Genomic DNA, 19237 nt, shown 5'->3' on the forward strand with positions numbered 1-19237 from the left:
CAAGATTGCGGGGTATTGCCTTTACTTTACCGAAGTAGTCGGATAAACCAGCACCAGTTTTGCATCACACCGGCGCAGTGCAATGACTGCACCACGGACGGCATAGGCTGTGGGATCGCCGCTGCCGGCAGTCTGAAGCCGCTGGATCCGAGTTCCGGGGATCCAGCCCAGATCCTGGAGCCGATGCCGCATTGCGCCGTGTAAGTAGAGCGCTTCAATGACCGCCGTTTCACCCCGCTGCAGGGCACACAGCGGCCGGACTGTTTCCGGATTCTGCACCTCACGTCACCTTCCTATTGCTATTGTGATTCATTCCATTATATGCAAACGCATGGGATACGGTGCAGGGGAGATACTCCATCACGTATTATAAAACGCATCCAGATATGCCTCCAGCCGGGTGCGGATGCCCTTCTGATTGCCGGTCATGCGGATATGGGTGATGACTGCACCGTCCAGCACATCCCCATAGCTGAGCCGGTCGCCCAGATTTGCTCCCACTGCACCGGTCCATTCTGTATAATACCGTATCAGCCCACGGTCTGCAAATTTCCGCCGGAAGATCAGCGCCTGCTGGGGATTGTACAGATACTGTCTGTCCAGCGCCAGCTGACGGGTGCGGACAATGCCACGCTTTGCCGCCTCCGGCTCAGTTTCGTGAAACGCACCGTAGTCGTCATCCACATCTGCCATATAGAAATCACTGTAGATCCGGGACTGGTCTGTGACCATGCCTGCCCCCAGGAGCGTGCTGTCTTTCCCATAAAAATGTGTATAACTCTCCGGCAGATGCATCCGGATCTCATTTGCACCATAGATGAAAGGGTAGCGTTCATAGAGCTTATAGGTGAGATTGGCAGCACCATCCCACATGCTGGTGTTTTCTTTCACATAGAGATAATTGCTGGTGTCCGTGCTGTGCTCCCAGGTGATCTCCTGTGGAAAGGTGTAATACTCCGTCATCAGCCCGTCCAGGGACATGCCGGTGTGCAGACCCGGGGTCAGCTGATTCTGCAATAGCATTGCCGTCAGTCCACGGGAAGTGAACTGCACGAAGCTCACGCCGTTTCGCCGCACCAGCCGCAGCTGTTCCACGGTGCCGAGGTGGATCTCCGTATCGTCCAGAAGCATTCGTATCCGATAGACGCTCTGAAACTGATCTGTGGAAAATGTACCGTAGCATGTGGCGGTCAGCTGGGAATAGGGGGTGTAGATTTCCTTTTCCAGGGTAAAGGCGGCGATCCGGTCGATGATGGTCATGACGGATTTTTCCATGATCAGCTGAAACTTTACCTGGCTCATGATGTCTCCTCCGTTTCCGCCGGTGTTTCCGTCATATTTCCCTGTATCACCCATGTCATGCGGCAGGGCAGGATACCCTCTTCCGCCGACTCCTCCGCCGTATAGGACACAAGGGATGCTCCCACATACCGTATGCCGTGAATATCCAGCACAAACCGCTGGTTCTCCTGGATCGCCGTATCCAGAGGCAGAAGCACATTCGCCAGCTTCCCACGAAAATAGAACCGTCCTTCCATCTCAAGCCGTCTGGCACGCTTTCCGAAATTCGTCACAAATCCGCTGCCTGCCACGCCGCTCTGCTCGGCATAATTCCTGGAGCCGGTGAGTTTCCAGGATGTAATATAAAATGTGGTATCTCCCAGAGTAATGGGAAAGCATCTGGGCGGTATGGGATAAAAAAGTGCACTCATACGCCTGCCTCCTCTCTGCGCATCTGCATCAGACCGGAAAGGGTAAATGTCCCGAACAGCGTCATTTTATGCAGCTTCCGCACTTCTTCCGGGGTGCCGCTCCGCAGACTTTTCATAGTAAAGCCGGAAGAAAGCATTCCCGACTGGATGCCCCGGAAAAAGGTGCTGTACATATGGCTTTCGTTTGTCTCCGGCGGTGCCAGAAGGGTCACACGCACCGCCGCTATGAATGCATAATACAAGTCCGTATCCGTCAGAAAAGGACGGTCTGTCTCCACACAGTCCATGCCCAGCACCACAAACTGCGCCGGCCGCTGCGCCAGAGGGGTGGGGTCATAGGAAAGATAGACGCTCATGCCCGACCGTTCCTCCAATGCAGCCTTCAGATCACTCAGTAATTTTTCCAGCAGCACACTGCTTCACCTCCCGTTCAGACTGCCTGAAATGCAAATGTCTCGTCCTCCAATAAGCTCCGGCACAGCCCACGGTATGCCCACACCAGGGACTGGGCAAACGCCAGCTTCTGAGAAGCGTCTGTATTCTGGGCAATGGTTCCCGCAAAGGTACATGCGGCGCGGTCTCTCGCCGCCGTGATCTCCGTATACCGCAGAAATGCCACCGCCGCCGCCAGATAACACAGCCGTGCATCTGTTTCATCCGCATCTGCTTTCAGTGCCTGTTTCACTTCCTGCACCGCCATTTCCAGCACTGCGCCATAGGTCTCCGCCAGTACATCTTCTCCGGCAAACAGCCCGAACAGCAATGCGATTTGCTCCTGATTCATGATAACACCTCCATCGTAACCCCTCCACCGCCTGTCGGCGGTTCCCCCTTTTCAGGGAACCTAATTTGCCTCCCCTGAAAGGGGAGGGGGACCATTGCGCAGCAATGGTGGAGGGGTTCTTCTACATACAAACAAATAATTACATCCGAAACGCCTTGTTTCCGCTGTGATTTGCAGCCGTCGGCGTCAGCTGTGCCTGACACTGCTGCTTCTGTTTAGTACGGAGGGTCTCCTGGAATGCCAGAAGTTCCTCCAGATCCATGCGCTTTGCCGCCGCAGAAACAGCGTCCTGCTCTGTCGTTCCCTCTGTGAGAAACCGCAGGCGCACAATATCCCGGCGCACCAGTTCCTCCACCCGGGACAGCAGGGCATTTTTCTCCCGGAGCTGTGCCTCCAGCTGTCTGCACCGTCCGGCATCGCCGGCGTCCGTGCTGAACTGCTTTGTGACACCAGCCTCCCGCTGGGCAGGGATCGCCACGAAGCTCCACTCATAGGCATCCGTGATCTCTCCCAGCACCGTATGGCACACACTGCCGCCATAGGTATGCCCCGGCTGGTGCGCGCAGGGCGATTTCCGGCGGTCGCTGCCGCAGACGGAACAGGTCTGGGATGCCGCTGCGCAGGAAATGCTCACTTCCTTTTTGATACCCCCGTCAATTTCCCGGATGAGATCCCGGTTGGCATCGGTGCGGATCATGTAGGCATGACCTTTCAGATAAGTATACACTTCTCCGGCAGTGGTCTGCCGCAAGGGATCCTCCACAAGCTCTGTGGCAAAGATACGTGCCGTCTGGTTTTCGCCCTTGGGATTGTGGTCGAAAATCCCCGTTTTGCCCACAAACAGGTCTTTCAGCTGTGCCAGCGCCTCCAGAGAAAACCGCTCGCCGTCCCGGTCGATCTCATTGTCACACAGCCGCACGTCAAATAAAAATACTTCTTCCTGGGTATGGATACGCCGGGTAAACTGATTCAGCTGTTCCAGCCGTACCGCCAGAGTCTGTTCTTCTTCCTGCATCTTTCCTCCTCCTGTACTTTCAACATGTTGAATTGAAATTGTGGAAAATTTATTCCGCCCCTCGGCGGCGCACGGGACTTTCCACAAATTCTACTCAATTTCCACACACCCTTTCCGAACATCAGAGACTCAGCACATGAACAGCGTCTCCCTGGATCACACGGAATGCCACACGAAGAGAAACCGTGATAACATTCAGCTGACTGTCAACGAGCTTGTCTGTCTCCAGCAGCAGATCACCGTTTGTGATCATTTCCAGACCGAACTTATCATCCAGACCGATCATATAGCCCTCGGACATGCCGGCGCACTTGCGCAGCTGTGCACCAAAGGGCAGCATGATCACATTGGGCTGTGCCGAAGCCATTTCCTTCATCTGATCCAGTGTCATGATCTTTGCCGCAATGGCAGGGGCGGCCAGTACCGTATTCATGTTGAAATCCTTGAATGCGCCGTACAGCTTGGTCAGATCCGCATAGGTCAGCGTGTTCACCGTTGCCACACTCACCAGAGAGCCAGCGTTTGCCTCCATCTTCACCACTGCCTGTCCCAGGATGGCGTTGGACAGACGCACACCTACTGCACGGAGATGTGTTCCGAAGCTGTCCAGACGCTGGCGGCGGATCGCCTCATAGGATGCATGAATGGCACGCCCGAACTTATCCAGATGCGTGGTGGACGCCGATTCCATATAAGTAGCTGTGGGAAGTGCGTTGCCCTGAGAGGTCTTTGTATTGTACGCAGCAGTGTCACTGAGCAGCGCCGGCTGGAATTCGCCGGATTCTGACTTCGTGTGCACTGCCACAATGTCAGACAAGACAGACTGCTCCAGACCGCTGCGGATGGCACGGCGGATAAACTCCGGAAACAGCACAGCGCTGTCTGTGGTGGAGAAGAACTTTTCCACACGGTCACAATGGGGACCGCTGACACGAATATCGAAGCGCTTCAGCTGGCGCTCATAGGCGTCCAGTCCCGCAAGAGGTGTCTCCGCATACTGCCCGGAGGGATCCATGGTCTCCAGCACCTCTGTGAAGCTCTTTCCAGTAATGTGATACATGCCCTTTTCCAGTTTCAGATCCTTGTACATAAATCATTTCTCCTTTTCAAATCATGTGTTTCTTTGGATGGAACCGTAGGGAACGACCCCTGTGTCGTTCCATCCGATATCAATATGTCTCGCGGAACGACCCCTGTGTCGTTCCATCCGATACCAATATGTCTTGCGGAACGACACGGAGGTCGTTCCTACGAAATGGGGACCATTGCGCAGCAATGGTGGGGAAGGTGTTTCACCAAAAAGCGATGATTTAACCTTCCATCTGCATTTCCAGCTGCTTTGCCTGTGCATTCCAGAGCCGTGCCTGTGCCAGCTCGGTCTCATCCTGCAAATTGATATTGCTCCACTCCACAGCCACCTCTGCCGCAGACCCTGCAAGGCGCAGGAATGCCGTGCCGATCCGGCGAAGCACCGGTTCCAGCAGACGGCGGTAATACTCCAGCTCCGAAGTCAGGATATCCGCCTGCTGGGTGCTCATGCGCTCAGTGGACGACCAGTTCAGCCCCAGCAAAAAGGGCGGAATGGACAGCTTTGCAATCAGCTGTTCCAACATCTGCCGCACAGGCACTTCCGTGTCCAGCAGCGCATTGTCTGCACCGATGACACGGATATCCACATCTCCGGCACAGACAAAGTCCCGGATCTCGCCGTGTGCGCCGGCACGCATTCCCTCACTCCATTCCTTGGCGATCTGTCTCGCCCGGTCACCGGCATAAGCACGCTCTGCCGGGTCATTGGATGGCTTGTAGGTCACTGCATAGCGCACGTTGCCCATGCGGTCATAATTCTGCCCGATGCACTCAAAAATGCGCAGCAGAATCTGGCTCAGCGCCGGCAGCCCATGGAGCACCGACACGCCGTAAATCCCGCCAGGCGGCGGATTCAGCGCCGTGAACAGAATGCGCTCCGGGTGGGCAATGCGGACACTGTCCGCTTCCTGTTCCCCGCGGAGCCAAAATTCCCGCTCCATGGGCTGCTTTCCGGCACGGATCTGCACCCGGTCTGCCGGTGCGCTCTGTAACCCGGCGAGCATACCTGTTCTGGGGTTAATGAGCATCTCCCCCAGGGCATTGCCATAGGTCAGAAGGCTGTCCAGATAGCCGTCTATGAAGCATTGCAGCGACTGCCCCGTCAGTCCCACGGGGACATCCCGGACAAACTCGTCCAGCTGTGCCTGCATTCTCCCGGAATCGCACACCAGACGGAAACTCCCCGTGAGCCGGACGATCTTCCCGATGGCAGCGTCAATGACCGGCACTGCTCCGCGCAGCCCTGCATACAGACTGCCTTCCACAGCATGGCATCCCTCAGAAAGCCCATAGCCATCCACATTTCTCGCCGCACTTTGCAGCACACCCCCGGAAACCGGCGGTTTCTTCTTTCGTGGAAATAATCCCATTTCATTTCACCTCCTTTCGCAGAACGCCTCACCGTTTCGCCGAAACGGCAAAAAATGCGTCTGCGCCGTTCCGGCAGGCAATGGTGCGGACGAAATAGCGCATGTCGTCCATGGCGTGGTCGTGTTCCTTTTTCGGCGCATCGCCCCGAACCGAATCGCCCCAGCAGTACTGGCTGAATTCTCGCCGGATATCCCGGCAGGCTTTGCAGAACCGGAGCTTGTCCTGTTTCAGCAGGCTGCTGACCTGCTGTATCCCGGCGTTCACGTCGTTGTCTGCCGGAATGACCCGAAACCGTCCGTGGCTGTGAATGCAGGCAATGAAGCTTGCAGCGGAAGGATCGACCACCACGCTTTCGATGTCATACCCGGCGGCAAGTTCTTCCAGAGCAGCATAATGCTCCTCGTCCGTCCGCCGTTCGCCCTCGGTTCTTGCGTCATAATAATACTCTTTCAGCCGGTACCATACCCCGTCGCAGTGTCCCCACAGCCCGAAAGAGGATGGGTTCACTGTGCCGTAGTCGCAGGAGATCCAATAGCGGTCACATGTCGGCACATGTTCCACCACATGCTGCTGTTCCGAAAACATAGGATAGATCAGCCCGTCTGCCGCCGTCCACTTTCCCAGGACGAACCTGTCGTAGAACGCACCGCTGTACAGCCGTTCATACCGCTGGCGCACCCGCTTGGAGAGGGAAGGGTTGTCCGCCATGGTGAAGTGCACATAAAGAGCATGCTTCTCCTCCGCCTTGCGGATCCACTCCCGGTAGAACCAGTGGGTGGGACTGTCGGGGTTGCAGTTGAACCACATCCGTGACCCGGTAACGCTGCATCTCGCCAGTGCCTGTTCCACAAAGGAACGCGGCATAAGCGCCACCTCGTCCAGAAATACACCGCATAAGGTCATGCCCTGGATGAGAGAGGCAGAGCTTTCATCTCTGCCGCCGAAGAGATAAAACCGGTTTGTGATGCCCGAAAGGGTCACGTCCACATAGTTCTTGCTGACTTTCTCCAGACAGGTAAAGCCCAGATTCCCCAGCAGATCCATAAGCGGCGTCATGACATTGCGCTTGAGAGAGGTAATGGTCTTGCCGCAGAGTGCAAAGCTGCCGCCCTGAAAGGAAGTCATTGCCCAGCTGACAAAACCGATGGACATGGACAGCGTCTTTCCCGACCGCACCGCACCGTCACAGATGATGGCGTCATAGCCGCTATAGGGCTTCCGGCTCCACCAGGACATGGCAAGCTTCTGGTTCTTGGAAAAGGTCTGAAAGGTCATTCCCCATCCGCCTCCGTTCCCCCGGAGAGTGCCGACAAAAGGGCATGTGCCGCCGCCTTGCCGTCTGCGTCGCCGCTGTACTCATAGAGAGACGCCAGCGCTTTCAGACGGTCGAAGAAATGCACTTCCATGCCGCCGTTCTTATCTCGCTTGATGGACGACACCGGGAACAGATCCAGACCCTGTATCTGTTCCGGCGAGGGCATCTCTTCCGCCAGCACCAGCTGTACTGCGTCATTGGTGCGCCCGAATGCCAACCGTTCCAGCCCGGCACGAACCACTGCCGCCGGATTGTCCTGGAGGACACTGCGATAAGTCTCTACCATGCGCCGATAGCATCCCTGCCGCAGAATGGCTGCACCATCTGCTGCCGCCGTCTCCGGCGGATAGCCTGCACACCGTGCCGCCTCGGTCACGTCCCCCAGTCTTGCATAGTGGCAGCAGAATAAGCTGCGCCGTTTGGATTCATTGGAGTTTGCCATATTGTTCCATTTCTCCTTTCGATTTTTTGCGATTGGTTTTGCTCTCTGCGAACAACCCCTCTCACTAATAGCGCCGCAGAGGCCAAAAGTTGCACGCCGACGTGCAACTATGAACTCGAATTTACATAATATCTTATGAATATTTACATTCAGAGCTAAAAATACCATGATTTGGTTTGACAAACCCTATTTGACGTGATATAATATATGCATAACATATATTATATGTTGTATAGTATTATAGAAACAAAAAAATCGGCATCTGCCGTAGGGAACGACCCCTGTGTCGTTCCATCCCATACCGGTTTGCCTGGCGGAACGACACGGAGGTCGTTCCCTACAGAATGAAAACACCGGGCGAACTGTGTTCGCCCGGTGTTTTCCGTCTGCAAATGGTTTCCCTGTGGGCGACCAATGGTCGCCCCTACAAATGGAATCGCAAATGATTCCACAAACAAAAGCTTATCCCATCCAGGAGGTGATATTTTGTCTGCATTTCCCATTGGAGCAACGCTTCTGGACGCCATGGTGCTGGCGGTGGTGGCGCAGGAGGACACCTATGGATATCAGATCACAAAGGATATCCAGGAGCACTTCGCCGTGTCGGAATCGACCCTGTATCCTGTGCTGCGGCGGCTGCAAAAAAACGGCAGCCTGACCACCTACGACCGTCCCTATCAGGGGAGAAACCGCCGCTATTATCGCATCACCGTCACAGGAAAGGCGCTGCTGGATCAGTACCGGAAGGACTGGTGCAATTATAAAAGCCAGGTGGATTTTTTCCTGGATTCGCAATAATTTGAAACGGCGGGAGCAAGCCCCCGCCCTACGAGTTTTTTCTTTTTCGTATCATTACAATTTGCCAAAGCCCAATGTAGGGCGGGGCTTGCTCCCGCCGCATATCATCTCATTTTACGCCAAGGAGGATTACTATGACCCCACAAGAATACTGCGCCCAGCTGGAACGGGCGTTATCCCCCATGCCGCCGGAGGAGCGGCAGGAAACCATACGCTATTATCTGGAATTTCTGGAGGAAGCAAGTGACGAGGAACGTGCAACGCTTGGCACGCCGGAAGAGCTTGCACGGCGTATTTTACAGGAAAACGGCATTCCGCCCCAAACCACCCCAGCATTCCCGGCACCGCCGAACAACTCCGCCATGGGCATGTTCTGGAAGATCATCGCCCTCACCTTCACCTCGCCCATCTGGCTGTCCCTGCTGCTGGCATGGTATATCATCCTGCTGTCGGCGATCATCGTCATTGCATGTATCCCCCTTTCCTTTGCCGCCGTCCTGCTGAGCGGCATCCTGTGCTTTGTCCTGGTGCTGTTCCATGACATTCCCACAGCGCTGCTCCTGTTGGGTATGGGCGTATTCAGCGCCGGCGTGCTGATCCTGCTCTGGAAACCTCTTTCCATTGCCGCCTGCGCCATTGTCAAATTCGCTGTTTTTACGACAAAAAAGCTATGGTGTGCCCTGTTTCCGCAGAAGAAATAATTCTCTGTTTAACCCCTCAGTCACGGCTGCGCCGTGCCAGCTCCCCTTTCAGGGGAGCCTATATTCAGCCTCCCCTGAAAGGGGAGGGAAACCATTGCGCAGCAATGGTGGAGGGGTATTACACCCATAAACAAAACCCCCTCACGAAAGGAGAACCCCTATGAAACCCTGGATCATTGCCGGTCTGTGCTGTATGGGCGCAGGCGTCGTTCTCAGCACCGCAGCCATTGCCGCCGGTGCACTCAATCCGTCCCGTTATGTAAAAAAACTGGATCTCACCGACCAGACCGATACCCCCGAAGAGGAGTTTCACTCGGTCATCATTGATGCGGAATATGCAGACATCACCATCCAGCCCGGCGAGACCGCTTCTGTGGAGGCGAAATATATCGAAGCGGATACCTACAGCGTCACCGTCCAGGACGATATGCTGCAAATCCAGCAGAAATATCAGTGGAAAAACAGCTGGTACCGCCATATTCAGCTTGGTCCCATTTCTGCGCCGATGCCAAAAATCACCGTGACCCTGCCGGAAGAATCCTACCAGGCAATTGCCGTAGGTGCTGACTGCGGCAATTGCAGCATCTCCGACCTGACCGCAAGCACCATTTCTGTTGACGCCGACTGCGGCGAATGCGTCATTGAGAATGCAGATACTGCAAGCTGTACTGTGATCTGTAACCTGGGCGATGTGACCATCTCCAACAGCACCATAGACGGCACGGCAATGCTGGATGCAGACTGCGGCGAGATCACATTGGAACAGACCACCATCGGCAACGCCTGCAAAATCGAAGCAGACCTGGGTGACGTAAATCTGACCGATGTGACATGTGCCTGGTCTGAAATTGCTCTGGACTGCGGCAGTCTCTCCATGACCGACTGCACAGAAACCAAAAAGGACGAAGAAAGCACCCTCACCCTGTCCCTGGGGGATCTGAATCTGAAAAACTGCACCCTGTACCAGCTTTCCTGCGAACTGAACTGCGGCAGCATGGATGTCCGAAAGACTGCCCTTTACGGAAAAACGACCATCAACGCAGAGCTGGGAGACATTGACCTGAACCTGTTGGGCAGACGATCCGACTACAACGTCATTTCCTCTTTCGCCGACAGCTATCACAGCGACTCCGAAAATGTAGTGGAGATCGCAGGGGACAGCGAGGTGGTGGACGTTTCTGTCTCGTTTACGGAATAAATTTTGGGCAATACCGCACAAAGATTGTGCGTCAGATGCGCCGTCAGATTTTTTGTCAGATGAAACAAAAAGCACAGTGAATACTTTGTGTATTCACGAGCATTTTTGTGAAATATGACGGAAAATCTGCAAGCATATGACGTGCAAAGCCGTCAGGCGTTCTTTGTGCGGTGTTGCCTCTTGTAGAATACCCCTCCACCATTGCTGCGCAATGGTCCCCCTCCCCTTTCAGGGGAGGCATGATTCGTGAAATTCACAATTTGCGAAAGAAAGTTATTTTCAGCCTCCCCTGAAAGGGGAGGGGAACCGCCGACAGGCGGTGGAGGGGTCGTGCCAAAAACAACAATTTACCATTTCATGCACGCAAATCAATTTTTAAATTATATGCTGTAAAATGAATCATTTTATGTAGGGGCGAACATTGTTCGCCCGCCAAAAATCCAGGCAAACCGCAACGGGCGACCAATGGTCGCCCCTACAATAATCCATATTTCACAAAAATTGATTTGCGTGCATTTCATGAAAAAGGTCTTGCTTTTTCGGTAGAAATCCTGTATAATAAAAGGAAGCGAACATTTTTTGCGTCCGCATGTTCTCATAGGGGTGCTTCTCCCGGCGAATTTGTAGGGGAGAACAGGGAACACATACGAACCAACCAATTTTGGGAAAGGATTTCAACATGAAAAAACATACCAAACAAATTGCCGGGCTGGTCTGCAGTCTGGGACTGCTTCTGGCTGCCGGCGTGGGCAGTATGACTGCCTCCGCTACGACCGTGGGAGATGTCATTGCACATGCCTATGCCGTAGGTCTGCCGGAATCCCAGATTCAGGCGTGCATTAACCAGTACGGCGGCGGCACTTACACATCTGAACAGTGCGATCAGGCGATCGCTGCGCTGGATCAGTGGGCAGCGGAACGGAACAACGCCGTTGACGATGTCATTAACGAAGGCACTACCACCGCCGCCGGCGACTCCGCAGCCCAGACCACCACAACTGCTGCCGGAAATGCCGCAGGTGCACAGACGACCACCAAAGCCCCCACGGAACAGGAATTCATCAACATGTCCCTGGACGAAAAGGTGAACTATGTGAACAGCCTGCCCGCTGACAAGCGCACGGAATTCATGGACAACATGAGCAACGATGTACGCAACAGCTTTCTCAAGCAGATGGATACCAGCAAACAGCTGGAAGTGGTTTCCAGTATGCTGGATGTGGGAGACGCCTTTGGTCTGAGCTATTCCGTGGACTCCATTTCTGACGGCGCACTTGCCATCAGTGCCCGGGATGCAGACGGCAATCTGGTGAGCGTATCCACCTTCGGTGATACTGTCGAAGCCACAGGTATTCCCTACACCGTACCCGTTCTGGTGGGCGGCGGTGCCATTCTGCTGGCAGCTGCCGGGCTGGGTGTTGTCCTGGTACGCAGTACGAAGAAGTGAGGATATGCCATGAATACGGAAAAAAACAAGATGCACCTGCCCCTGGCGGTACAGCTTCTGCTGCCGGTGCTGGTGACATTACTCTGCGGCGGCATTGTGCTGCTCTGCGCCATCCGTCCCTATGAGCTGGGAAAAACCTATCTCCGTGTGGGCTTTATGGACGGCAGCGGTACCGTTTCCCAGGGCGGTACTGCCGGGCTGAACATTGTGGAAACGGATATTGACACAAACTATTCCGGCGAGACTTCTCCGGAGGGTGAAGTGATTATTCCGGCATACGGCAGCCAGTGCGCCGTGCTGGAGAGCGAAGCCATTGACCTGTATGTCCCCGTCTACTGGGGCGGCGGTTCGGAGCTGCTGGAACAGGGCGCATGTCATACCCCGGCATCGGCTGCCCTGGGCAGCGAGGGCAATTCTGTGATCAGTGCCCACGTGAACACCTTTTTCCACGATCTGAACCAGCTGGAAGTGGGCGATACTGTTACAGCATACACCACCTACGGCAAATTCACCTATGAGGTATCGGAACGCATCGAGTTCGATGCTTCCAATAAGTCCTATCTGAAAAAGACGGAGGACGATCGTCTCACCCTGTATACCTGTGAAATGCAGCTTCTCGGCTCCTCGTCCAAGCGTGTGGGCGTTGTGTGCAAGCTGACGGATAAGGCGTTTTTCCAGACTGGGGAAGGAGGCACACCATGAGCAAGAACAAATCCGGTGCAGGCGGTCTGCTGCTCCGTCTGGTGCTGAGTGTCCTGCTGGTGTTCACGCTGCTGGGCACAGTGGGCGGCGTGCTGGGCAGCTATGTGACGGCATCCTCTTCTCTGCTGGTATCCCAGCTGGAAAAGCAGAATGCCCCGCAAAAGGCACACGATTCCCTGCAATCCAAATTTGACATGGAATACAACACCACTGCCGTTCCGGCGGAAGTGTATATGGATGTTGTCACCGTGGCGTGGATGGAAGATGCCATGAAACAATGGATCACCGGCAATTACTCCCAGGCAAACGGCAATAAAACAGACCCATCTATTGATTTTACCGCCCTGGAGGAATCCATCACAGCATATTTTGAACAGTATGCGGCGGAAAACAACTGCGAAAAGGACGACATCTACACAGAAAAACTGTCCGAAACCATTGCCGATGCAAAAGCGGCAGTCCAGGACGCCGTGGATGTCTACCACATCCAAACCATGAAAGATGCCGGTATCTGGGACAAGGTCTTTGACCACCGGAATCTGCTGACGCTGCTGGCAGTGGTATGCGGTGTGCTTTCTCTGGTGCTGGCAGGATTGCTGGTATGCCTGAAAGATCGTCCCTGCTACTGGATCGGCACAAGCCTGTTTGCAGATGGTGTATTGCTGACCGTTCCGGCGGCATGGGTGCTGGGATCATCGGTGATCTCCCGGTTTGCCCTGAAAGAACCGGCGGTCTATGCTGTCTTTACGGGCACGATGACAACCCTGGTGCAGGCTGTGCTGATCGTGGGCATTGTTCTGCTGGCGGCAGGATTGGTGCTGCTGGTGGGCAGCGTGCTCCGGCGTAATACGGTTTCGAAGAATAACATTTCTCAGATATAAATGAAAATGGGGCTGTTGCAAAGACAGCCCCATTTTCATGCTATTTTTCTATGAATCATTGCTGATTTCCGGAATGCCTCCAGACTGTTTCGACATTGTCTGCAAAATGTTCATGAAATTTGTCGGTTTTGCTGGTATACTATATATCATAGGCAATACCGCACAAAGATTGTGCGTCAGATGCGCCGTCAGATTTTTCGTCAGATGAAACAAAAAGCGCAGTGAATACTTTGTGTATTCACGAGCATTTTTGTGAAATATGACGGAAAATTTGCAAGCATATGACGTGCAAAGCCGTCAGGCGCTCTTTGTGCGGTGTTGCCCATAATAATCATTCATATGCTTCTGAAGGAGGGCTTTTCATGTTACATCCGGTTTCCCAGAGTACATCTGTTTTCTATGTCGGCGCAGACGATAAGACCATCGACCTTTTCGAGAGCCAGTATCCCGTGCCCAAGGGCGTTTCCTATAATGCCTATGTGATAAGGGATGAAAAAACTGCGGTGATGGATACTGTAGATCCCCGTGCCACTACACAATGGCTGGAGAACCTCACCGAAGCCCTGGAGGGAATTACGCCGGATTATCTGATCATTTCCCACATGGAGCCGGATCACGCCGGGAGCATCTGCGCCCTGACGGAGCGCTATCCGGAGATGACACTGGTTGGCTCTGCAAAGGCACTTGCGATGCTGCCGAATTTCTGCAGGAGTGCACCCCAGAACCCCACCCTTGCCGTAAAGGAAGGGGACACCCTGTCTCTGGGTGCCCATACCCTGCACTTTGTCATGGCACCCATGGTGCACTGGCCGGAGGTCATGGTGACCTATGAGGAGACGGAAAAGATCCTGTTCTCTGCGGACGCTTTCGGAAAGTTCGGCGCACTGGATACAGACGAGCCATGGACGGACGAGGCACGGCGGTATTTCATCAATATTGTGGGAAAATACGGCATGCCGGTACAGACCCTGCTGAAAAAGGCAGCGAAGCTGGATATCCAGACCATCTGTCCCTTGCACGGTCCCATTTTGACGGGAGATCTGACCCCCTATGTGGAAAAATACCAGACCTGGAGCAGCTACACGCCGGAGGAAAAGGGCGTTCTGGTGGCATATGCGTCTATTCACGGCAATACCGCCGAGGGTGCGAAATACCTGGCAGACCAGCTGCGCAGCATGGGTGAAACGGTAACTATACTGGATCTGGCGCGGTGCGATGTTGCCGATGCAGTACAGCAGGCGTTCCGCTATGACAGAACTGTCCTGGCGGCAGCAAGCTATGACGGCGGCGTGTTCCTGCCCATGGAGGAATTTCTCATCCATCTCCAGGCGAAGGCATTCCAGAACCGCACCATTGCTCTGGTGGAAAACGGCTCCTGGGCACCGTCAGCGGCGAAGAAAATGCACTCCTATCTGGACACCATGAAAAATCTCACTGTGCTGGAGCCGGTTGTCTCCATCCGTTCTGCGGTGAAAGCAGAGGATGAAACACAGCTGGCAGCTCTGGCGAAAGCCATTCACGAAGCATAAAACGCCATCGCCGCAAGGGGCAATGACGTTTTTGAACCGATATAAAAAGAAATAACCGCCCACTCCCCAGTAAGGCGGTTATTCTTTAACTTTACTTACAAATTCGGGAGCAGACCGCTTACTGGTATGCTCTCTTTCTTTTATCATACCACATCATTGCCGGAATGTCAAGGGGTTCATTTGACATTTTCTGTCGCATCTGGTATAATGGTAAACCAAGGGCATACCAAAAACGGTAGGCGGTCGTTCCTTGCTCCCTGTAAAAAGGGAGGTGATAAAATGGATAACGTAGTAACCTGGGCTGATCTGATTCAGTATACTTATATGCTGATTGCATTGGTATCCGTATTATACGCCATTTTTCATAAAAAGAAATAACCGCCCCAGCGACCAAACTTGAGACGGTTATTTTCTAAAACCTAATCAATTTCGGGAGCAGACCGCTTACTGGTATGCTCTCTTTCTTTTATTATACCCGGTTTTTCCGAAAATGTCAAGTGCTTACTCTGCTTTTTCCCCAGTCTTTTCCGCTGCCGGAGCAACAACCTTCGGCATCCGCAGATTGGTGATGCATCCTCTCGGGCATTCCTTTACGCACAGACCGCAGGACTTGCACTTGTCATAGTCAATGACCGGATAGGCATTTTCCACCACAATGGCTTCAAACTTACAGATCTTCTCACACTTTTTGCAGCCAATGCAAGCATTTTCGCAGGACTGCATGGCAACCTTGCCCATATTCCGGGAAGAACAGCGCACGTCCACTTTTTTCTTCTCAGAGCGCAGTTCAATGAGTCCATTGGGACAGACCTTTGCGCACTTGTTGCAGGAGACGCACTTTTCCGTGCAGAATGTGGCGATGCCGTTCTGGATGGAGATCACGTCATTCTCGCAGACATTGACACAGTCTCCCAGTCCCAGACAACCATAGGCGCAGACGCCGGTGCCGCCGTAGAACCGCTTTGCCGCTGCACAGGACTGTACGCCGTCAAAGTCAAACTTTCGCTTTGTGGCATTGCAGGTACCGTTGCAGTGGAGTACCGGCACCATCCGTTCCGCAGCGGAAACGGATACGCCCATAATGTCGCCGATGGCTGTTGCCGCATTGGCACCGCCGGGCAGGCAGGCATTCATGGGAGCACCCTTGTTTACAATGGCGTCAGCATAGTCCGCACAGCCTGCATAGCCGCAGGCACCGCAGTTGGCACCGGGCAATGCTTCTGTGATCTTCACGGCACGCTCATCCACTTTCACGGCGAATACCTTGGAGATGACCACCAGCAGTACGCCGAACACAATGCCCATGACCACAAAAATCAAGATGGGATAGATATATTCCATGGCACATCCTCCTTATGAACCCAGTCCGCCGAAGCCCAGAAAGCTCATGGACACAATGGCGGCTGCAATGAGCGTTGCGGGAACGCCCCGGAATGTCTTGGGTGTGGAATCCTCTGCGTCGTCCACACGGGAGCGTACACCGGAGAAGATCACCATAGCAAGGGCAAAGCCCAGACCGGAGAATACGGCATTCACCATAGACTGACCGAAGCTGTAGCTTTCGTCAATGTTCATGATGGTCACGCCCAGTACGGCACAGTTGGTGGTGATCAGGGGCAGATATACGCCCAGGGTCTTATACAAAGGCGGCATAAGCTTCTTGATGACGATCTCCAGCAGCTGAACAAATACCGCAATGACCAGAATAAACGCCACCGTCCGCAGATATGTGAGCTCCAGTGGTTCCAGAATAAAGTAATAAATGGGATAGGTCACCAGAGAGGCGCAGAACATGACAAAGACAACGGCTGCGCCCATGCCGATACTGGAATCCAGCTTTTTCGAAACGCCCAGGAACGGGCAGATGCCGTAGAATTTGGACAAGACAAAGTTGTTTGTCAGTACGGCGGCAATGATAATGGTAATATACGTACTCATGCGTCAGCCTCCTCCTGTTTTGCGCCGCATACTGCCGCATTGGGACAGGATGCACAGCCGATCTTCTTCGGGGGCTTTCTCTTCGCCAGCGCACAGACAATGGCAATGACAAAGCCCAGTACCAGGAAGCCGCCTGCCGGCATGACAAACAGACTCATGGTGTGGTTCACCATACCCGGAACGGTCAGTCCGAACCATGTGCCGGAGCCCAGGATCTCACGGACACTGCCCATGAGGAACAGCGCCAGCGTAAAGCCCAGACCCATGCCTGCGCCGTCCAGGGCAGACGCCAGGACATTGTTCTTGGATGCAAACATTTCCGCACGCCCCAGAATGATACAGTTTACGGTAATGAGTTCCAGGAATGCCCCCAGACTGGTGTACAGTGATGGCACAAAGCCGTGTACCAGAAACTGAATGAGGGTCACAAAGGATGCGATAATGACAATATAGCAGGGGAGCTTCACCTGTTCCGGAATCACCTTCCGCAGCAGGGAAATGACGATATTGGAACAGATCAGCACGAACATGGTGGAAAGTCCCATGCCGATGCCGTTGAATGCGCCGGTAGTTACCGCCAGTGTCGGACACATACCCAGCAATCCCACGAGGGTGGGGTTTTCCTGGATAATGCCCTTGGTGAATTCTTTTCCGTAATTCATGCGCCGATCACCTCCTGATTTGCGCTGACTGTTTCGAGTGCACAGTTGACGGCGGCTTTCATACCCTTGGAAGAATAGGTTGCGCCAGTGATATTATCCACGCCGTCCACAGCGGCAGCGTCAGTTAATCCCACCAGCTTGTCTACCAGCAGTTCCGGATCGGATTCCACCTTGGTACCCAGACCCGGTGTTTCGGAGACGGAAACAAAGGAGACACCGGTGACAGCGCCGTCCTTGTCCACGCCGATAATGACCTGTAAGCCGCCTTTGTTATAGCCGTCTGCGGTAACGAGAACAGCCGCCTGTCCCTTTTCGTCCACATAGAGTGCCGAAGCAGCGGCTTTTTCGCCGTCTGCCGGGGTGAAATCGGTAATCTCTTCGAAAGTACCTGCATCCGGCAATTCCTGTAAGCTGGACTGGATAGCGTCTGCTTCCGCAGCGGCGATCTTGTCCTTGGTCACGCTGTTGGCAACTGCCAGCATACCGCAGCATACAGCGCAGATCAGTGCCAGTACCAGAGGTGGTACGATCATATGTTTTGCAGAGGATTTTGCTGCATCAGCCATTGCTCTTCGCCTCCTTTTCCACAGGTTTTGCACCCAGGGGTTTCGTCATGGTGAAACGGTCGATATACGGAGTCAGCAGGTTCATGAGCAGAATGGAGAACGAACAGCCCTCAGGCATATTGGCAAATTCCCGGATAACAAAGGTAAGTATGGCACAGCCCAGACCGAAGATCAGCTTGCCTGCGCCGGTCATAGGCGTGGTGACATAGTCTGTTGCCATGAAGAATGCCCCCAGGATCACGCCGCCGCTGAGGAGTGCGTAGAGCACATCGGTCATTTCGCCGCCGGTTGCCAGGACATAGCAGAGCTCCAGCACAGCCAGACCGCCCAGATAGGATACCGGCGTATGCCAGGAGATCACGCCGATGACCAGCAGGAAAATACCGCCGATGAGCAGTGCCAGGGCAGAAGTCTCACCCAGAGAGCCACCCACATTGCCCAGGAACAGATCCAGCAGGTTTGCATCTCCCGATGCCAGAGGTGTTGCCCCGGTCACGCCGTCTGCCAGATTGCCCGATGAGGCGAACATACTGCCATCCTGGTAATAGAACGGTTTCACCCAGGTGGTCATGCTTTCGCCGCAGGACAACAGCAGGAATACACGTCCCGTAATAGCAGGGTTTGCGAAGTTGCAGCCCAATCCGCCGAACAGCTGTTTTACCACAGCCACGGCGAAAATACAGCCAATGGCAGCCTGCCACAGGGGCAGCGTTGCCGGGAGATTCAGTGCCAGGAGCACACCGGTGAGTAGTGCGCTGCCGTCGGCGATGGTGACCTCCTTTTTCATAAGCTTCTGACAGACCAGCTCCGTGAATATGCTGACAGCGGCACAGAATACCACCAGCAGCAGGGCACGGGGGCCGAAGAACACAGTCGCCGCCACAATTGCCGGAACCAGCGCCAGCACCACCAGCAGCATAATTTTCTGGGTGGTCATACCGCTCCGCACATGAGGTGACGGTGATACGGTGAATAATGATGCCATGTTTTTTCTTCCTCCTTATTGTAAATGTGATATGCCAATTGTTTACGATTGAACCCCTCAGTCACGGCTGCGCCGTGCCAGCTCCCCTTTCAGGGGAGCCTA

General features: G+C 54.1%; 22 protein-coding genes. 7 read left to right on the forward strand and 15 right to left on the reverse strand.

From position 1 onward, the window contains the following. Positions 1–21: 21 nt before the first annotated feature. The 10 genes from Q0418_RS01130 to Q0418_RS01175 all read right to left on the reverse strand — a co-directional run bounded on the left by Q0418_RS01130 (position 22) and on the right by Q0418_RS01175 (position 7728). Positions 22–279 carry a FeoA domain-containing protein gene (locus tag Q0418_RS01130; protein ID WP_298481705.1) on the reverse strand — a complete coding sequence of 86 codons (258 nt, stop codon included), beginning with the start codon at positions 277–279 and terminating at the stop codon, positions 22–24. A gap of 81 nt (positions 280–360) precedes the next feature. Then, on the reverse strand, positions 361–1302 hold the full coding sequence (locus Q0418_RS01135; RefSeq protein WP_298481706.1) for a hypothetical protein: 942 nt from the start codon (positions 1300–1302) through the stop codon (positions 361–363). Further along, positions 1299–1712, reverse strand: a complete 414-nt coding sequence (locus Q0418_RS01140; protein ID WP_298481707.1) for a hypothetical protein — start codon at positions 1710–1712, stop codon at positions 1299–1301. The genes Q0418_RS01135 and Q0418_RS01140 overlap by 4 nt, the downstream gene beginning before the upstream one ends. Beyond that, on the reverse strand, positions 1709–2125 hold the full coding sequence (locus Q0418_RS01145; protein ID WP_298481708.1) for a hypothetical protein: 417 nt from the start codon (positions 2123–2125) through the stop codon (positions 1709–1711). Before Q0418_RS01145 ends, Q0418_RS01140 begins: the two co-directional genes overlap by 4 nt. A 17-nt stretch (positions 2126–2142) precedes the next feature. Further along, positions 2143–2496, reverse strand: coding sequence for a hypothetical protein (locus Q0418_RS01150; RefSeq protein ID WP_298481709.1), 354 nt, complete (start codon positions 2494–2496; stop codon positions 2143–2145). Positions 2497–2635: 139 nt separating this feature from the next. Then, positions 2636–3511, reverse strand: coding sequence for a hypothetical protein (locus tag Q0418_RS01155; protein WP_298481710.1), 876 nt, complete (start codon positions 3509–3511; stop codon positions 2636–2638). A gap of 121 nt (positions 3512–3632) precedes the next feature. Then, positions 3633–4601 carry a hypothetical protein gene (locus tag Q0418_RS01160; protein WP_298481711.1) on the reverse strand — a complete coding sequence of 323 codons (969 nt, stop codon included), beginning with the start codon at positions 4599–4601 and terminating at the stop codon, positions 3633–3635. A gap of 220 nt (positions 4602–4821) precedes the next feature. Next, positions 4822–5970 carry a serine/threonine protein phosphatase gene (locus Q0418_RS01165; protein ID WP_298481712.1) on the reverse strand — a complete coding sequence of 383 codons (1149 nt, stop codon included), beginning with the start codon at positions 5968–5970 and terminating at the stop codon, positions 4822–4824. A gap of 28 nt (positions 5971–5998) precedes the next feature. After that, positions 5999–7246, reverse strand: coding sequence for a PBSX family phage terminase large subunit (locus Q0418_RS01170; RefSeq protein ID WP_298481713.1), 1248 nt, complete (start codon positions 7244–7246; stop codon positions 5999–6001). After that, complete coding sequence (locus Q0418_RS01175) at positions 7243–7728, reverse strand: terminase small subunit (protein ID WP_298481714.1); 486 nt, start codon at positions 7726–7728, stop codon at positions 7243–7245. The genes Q0418_RS01170 and Q0418_RS01175 overlap by 4 nt, the downstream gene beginning before the upstream one ends. Before the next feature lie 525 nt (positions 7729–8253). On the opposite strand from Q0418_RS01175, the gene Q0418_RS01180 reads away from it, so the two are divergent. The 7 genes from Q0418_RS01180 (at position 8254) to Q0418_RS01210 (ending at position 14984) form a co-directional block, all read left to right on the forward strand. After that, the gene (locus tag Q0418_RS01180) at positions 8254–8526 is read left to right on the forward strand and encodes a PadR family transcriptional regulator (protein WP_298481740.1); all 273 of its coding nucleotides are present in this window, start codon (positions 8254–8256) and stop codon (positions 8524–8526) included. 134 nt (positions 8527–8660) lie between these two features. Beyond that, positions 8661–9227, forward strand: coding sequence for a DUF1700 domain-containing protein (locus Q0418_RS01185; RefSeq protein ID WP_298481715.1), 567 nt, complete (start codon positions 8661–8663; stop codon positions 9225–9227). A gap of 160 nt (positions 9228–9387) precedes the next feature. Continuing rightward, positions 9388–10425, forward strand: a complete 1038-nt coding sequence (locus tag Q0418_RS01190) for a DUF4097 family beta strand repeat-containing protein (RefSeq protein WP_298481716.1) — start codon at positions 9388–9390, stop codon at positions 10423–10425. A 679-nt stretch (positions 10426–11104) separates the two neighbouring features. Beyond that, positions 11105–11872, forward strand: a complete 768-nt coding sequence (locus tag Q0418_RS01195; RefSeq protein ID WP_298481717.1) for a hypothetical protein — start codon at positions 11105–11107, stop codon at positions 11870–11872. Positions 11873–11881: 9 nt separating this feature from the next. Then, positions 11882–12574, forward strand: coding sequence for a class D sortase (locus tag Q0418_RS01200; RefSeq protein WP_298481718.1), 693 nt, complete (start codon positions 11882–11884; stop codon positions 12572–12574). Further along, positions 12571–13455 carry a hypothetical protein gene (locus tag Q0418_RS01205; RefSeq protein ID WP_298481719.1) on the forward strand — a complete coding sequence of 295 codons (885 nt, stop codon included), beginning with the start codon at positions 12571–12573 and terminating at the stop codon, positions 13453–13455. The genes Q0418_RS01200 and Q0418_RS01205 overlap by 4 nt, the downstream gene beginning before the upstream one ends. 362 nt (positions 13456–13817) lie before the next feature. Continuing rightward, a complete protein-coding gene (locus Q0418_RS01210) occupies positions 13818–14984 on the forward strand; it encodes an FprA family A-type flavoprotein (RefSeq protein ID WP_298481720.1) in 1167 nt (388 codons plus the stop codon). A gap of 501 nt (positions 14985–15485) precedes the next feature. On the opposite strand, the gene Q0418_RS01215 is transcribed toward Q0418_RS01210, so the two are convergent. Genes Q0418_RS01215 through Q0418_RS01235 form a run of 5 tightly spaced genes read right to left on the reverse strand, consistent with a single transcriptional unit; the run spans position 15486 to position 19135 of the window. Then, positions 15486–16325: an RnfABCDGE type electron transport complex subunit B gene (locus tag Q0418_RS01215; RefSeq protein ID WP_298481721.1), complete on the reverse strand. Its 840-nt coding sequence runs from the start codon at positions 16323–16325 to the stop codon at positions 15486–15488. Between the two features lie 12 nt (positions 16326–16337). Further along, positions 16338–16922 (reverse strand): electron transport complex protein RnfA, encoded by a 585-nt coding sequence (locus Q0418_RS01220; RefSeq protein ID WP_298481722.1) that lies wholly within the window; start codon positions 16920–16922, stop codon positions 16338–16340. After that, on the reverse strand, positions 16919–17584 hold the full coding sequence (rsxE, locus tag Q0418_RS01225; RefSeq protein ID WP_298481723.1) for an electron transport complex subunit RsxE: 666 nt from the start codon (positions 17582–17584) through the stop codon (positions 16919–16921). The genes Q0418_RS01220 and rsxE overlap by 4 nt, the downstream gene beginning before the upstream one ends. After that, the gene (locus tag Q0418_RS01230) at positions 17581–18150 is read right to left on the reverse strand and encodes an FMN-binding protein (RefSeq protein WP_298481724.1); all 570 of its coding nucleotides are present in this window, start codon (positions 18148–18150) and stop codon (positions 17581–17583) included. Before Q0418_RS01230 ends, rsxE begins: the two co-directional genes overlap by 4 nt. Then, complete coding sequence (locus Q0418_RS01235; protein WP_298481725.1) at positions 18143–19135, reverse strand: RnfABCDGE type electron transport complex subunit D; 993 nt, start codon at positions 19133–19135, stop codon at positions 18143–18145. The genes Q0418_RS01230 and Q0418_RS01235 overlap by 8 nt, the downstream gene beginning before the upstream one ends. Positions 19136–19237 lie beyond the last annotated feature (102 nt).

Origin of the sequence: uncultured Ruminococcus sp. (genome assembly GCF_937915125.1) — a bacterium.
Classification (GTDB): domain Bacteria; phylum Bacillota; class Clostridia; order Oscillospirales; family Ruminococcaceae; genus Ruminococcus_C.

Coding starts and splice junctions, on each gene's coding strand:
- Q0418_RS01190 (WP_298481716.1), top strand. CDS start 9,388: ATGAAACCCTGGATCATTGCCGGTCTGTGCTGTATGGGCGCAGGCGTC.
- Q0418_RS01160 (WP_298481711.1), bottom strand. CDS start 4,601: ATGTACAAGGATCTGAAACTGGAAAAGGGCATGTATCACATTACTGGA.
- Q0418_RS01140 (WP_298481707.1), bottom strand. CDS start 1,712: ATGAGTGCACTTTTTTATCCCATACCGCCCAGATGCTTTCCCATTACT.
- Q0418_RS01215 (WP_298481721.1), bottom strand. CDS start 16,325: ATGGAATATATCTATCCCATCTTGATTTTTGTGGTCATGGGCATTGTG.
- Q0418_RS01150 (WP_298481709.1), bottom strand. CDS start 2,496: ATGAATCAGGAGCAAATCGCATTGCTGTTCGGGCTGTTTGCCGGAGAA.
- rsxE (WP_298481723.1), bottom strand. CDS start 17,584: ATGAATTACGGAAAAGAATTCACCAAGGGCATTATCCAGGAAAACCCC.
- Q0418_RS01195 (WP_298481717.1), top strand. CDS start 11,105: ATGAAAAAACATACCAAACAAATTGCCGGGCTGGTCTGCAGTCTGGGA.
- Q0418_RS01230 (WP_298481724.1), bottom strand. CDS start 18,150: ATGGCTGATGCAGCAAAATCCTCTGCAAAACATATGATCGTACCACCT.
- Q0418_RS01205 (WP_298481719.1), top strand. CDS start 12,571: ATGAGCAAGAACAAATCCGGTGCAGGCGGTCTGCTGCTCCGTCTGGTG.
- Q0418_RS01165 (WP_298481712.1), bottom strand. CDS start 5,970: ATGGGATTATTTCCACGAAAGAAGAAACCGCCGGTTTCCGGGGGTGTG.
- Q0418_RS01180 (WP_298481740.1), top strand. CDS start 8,254: ATGGTGCTGGCGGTGGTGGCGCAGGAGGACACCTATGGATATCAGATC.
- Q0418_RS01200 (WP_298481718.1), top strand. CDS start 11,882: ATGAATACGGAAAAAAACAAGATGCACCTGCCCCTGGCGGTACAGCTT.
- Q0418_RS01135 (WP_298481706.1), bottom strand. CDS start 1,302: ATGAGCCAGGTAAAGTTTCAGCTGATCATGGAAAAATCCGTCATGACC.
- Q0418_RS01155 (WP_298481710.1), bottom strand. CDS start 3,511: ATGCAGGAAGAAGAACAGACTCTGGCGGTACGGCTGGAACAGCTGAAT.
- Q0418_RS01185 (WP_298481715.1), top strand. CDS start 8,661: ATGACCCCACAAGAATACTGCGCCCAGCTGGAACGGGCGTTATCCCCC.
- Q0418_RS01210 (WP_298481720.1), top strand. CDS start 13,818: ATGTTACATCCGGTTTCCCAGAGTACATCTGTTTTCTATGTCGGCGCA.
- Q0418_RS01235 (WP_298481725.1), bottom strand. CDS start 19,135: ATGGCATCATTATTCACCGTATCACCGTCACCTCATGTGCGGAGCGGT.
- Q0418_RS01220 (WP_298481722.1), bottom strand. CDS start 16,922: ATGAGTACGTATATTACCATTATCATTGCCGCCGTACTGACAAACAAC.
- Q0418_RS01175 (WP_298481714.1), bottom strand. CDS start 7,728: ATGGCAAACTCCAATGAATCCAAACGGCGCAGCTTATTCTGCTGCCAC.
- Q0418_RS01170 (WP_298481713.1), bottom strand. CDS start 7,246: ATGACCTTTCAGACCTTTTCCAAGAACCAGAAGCTTGCCATGTCCTGG.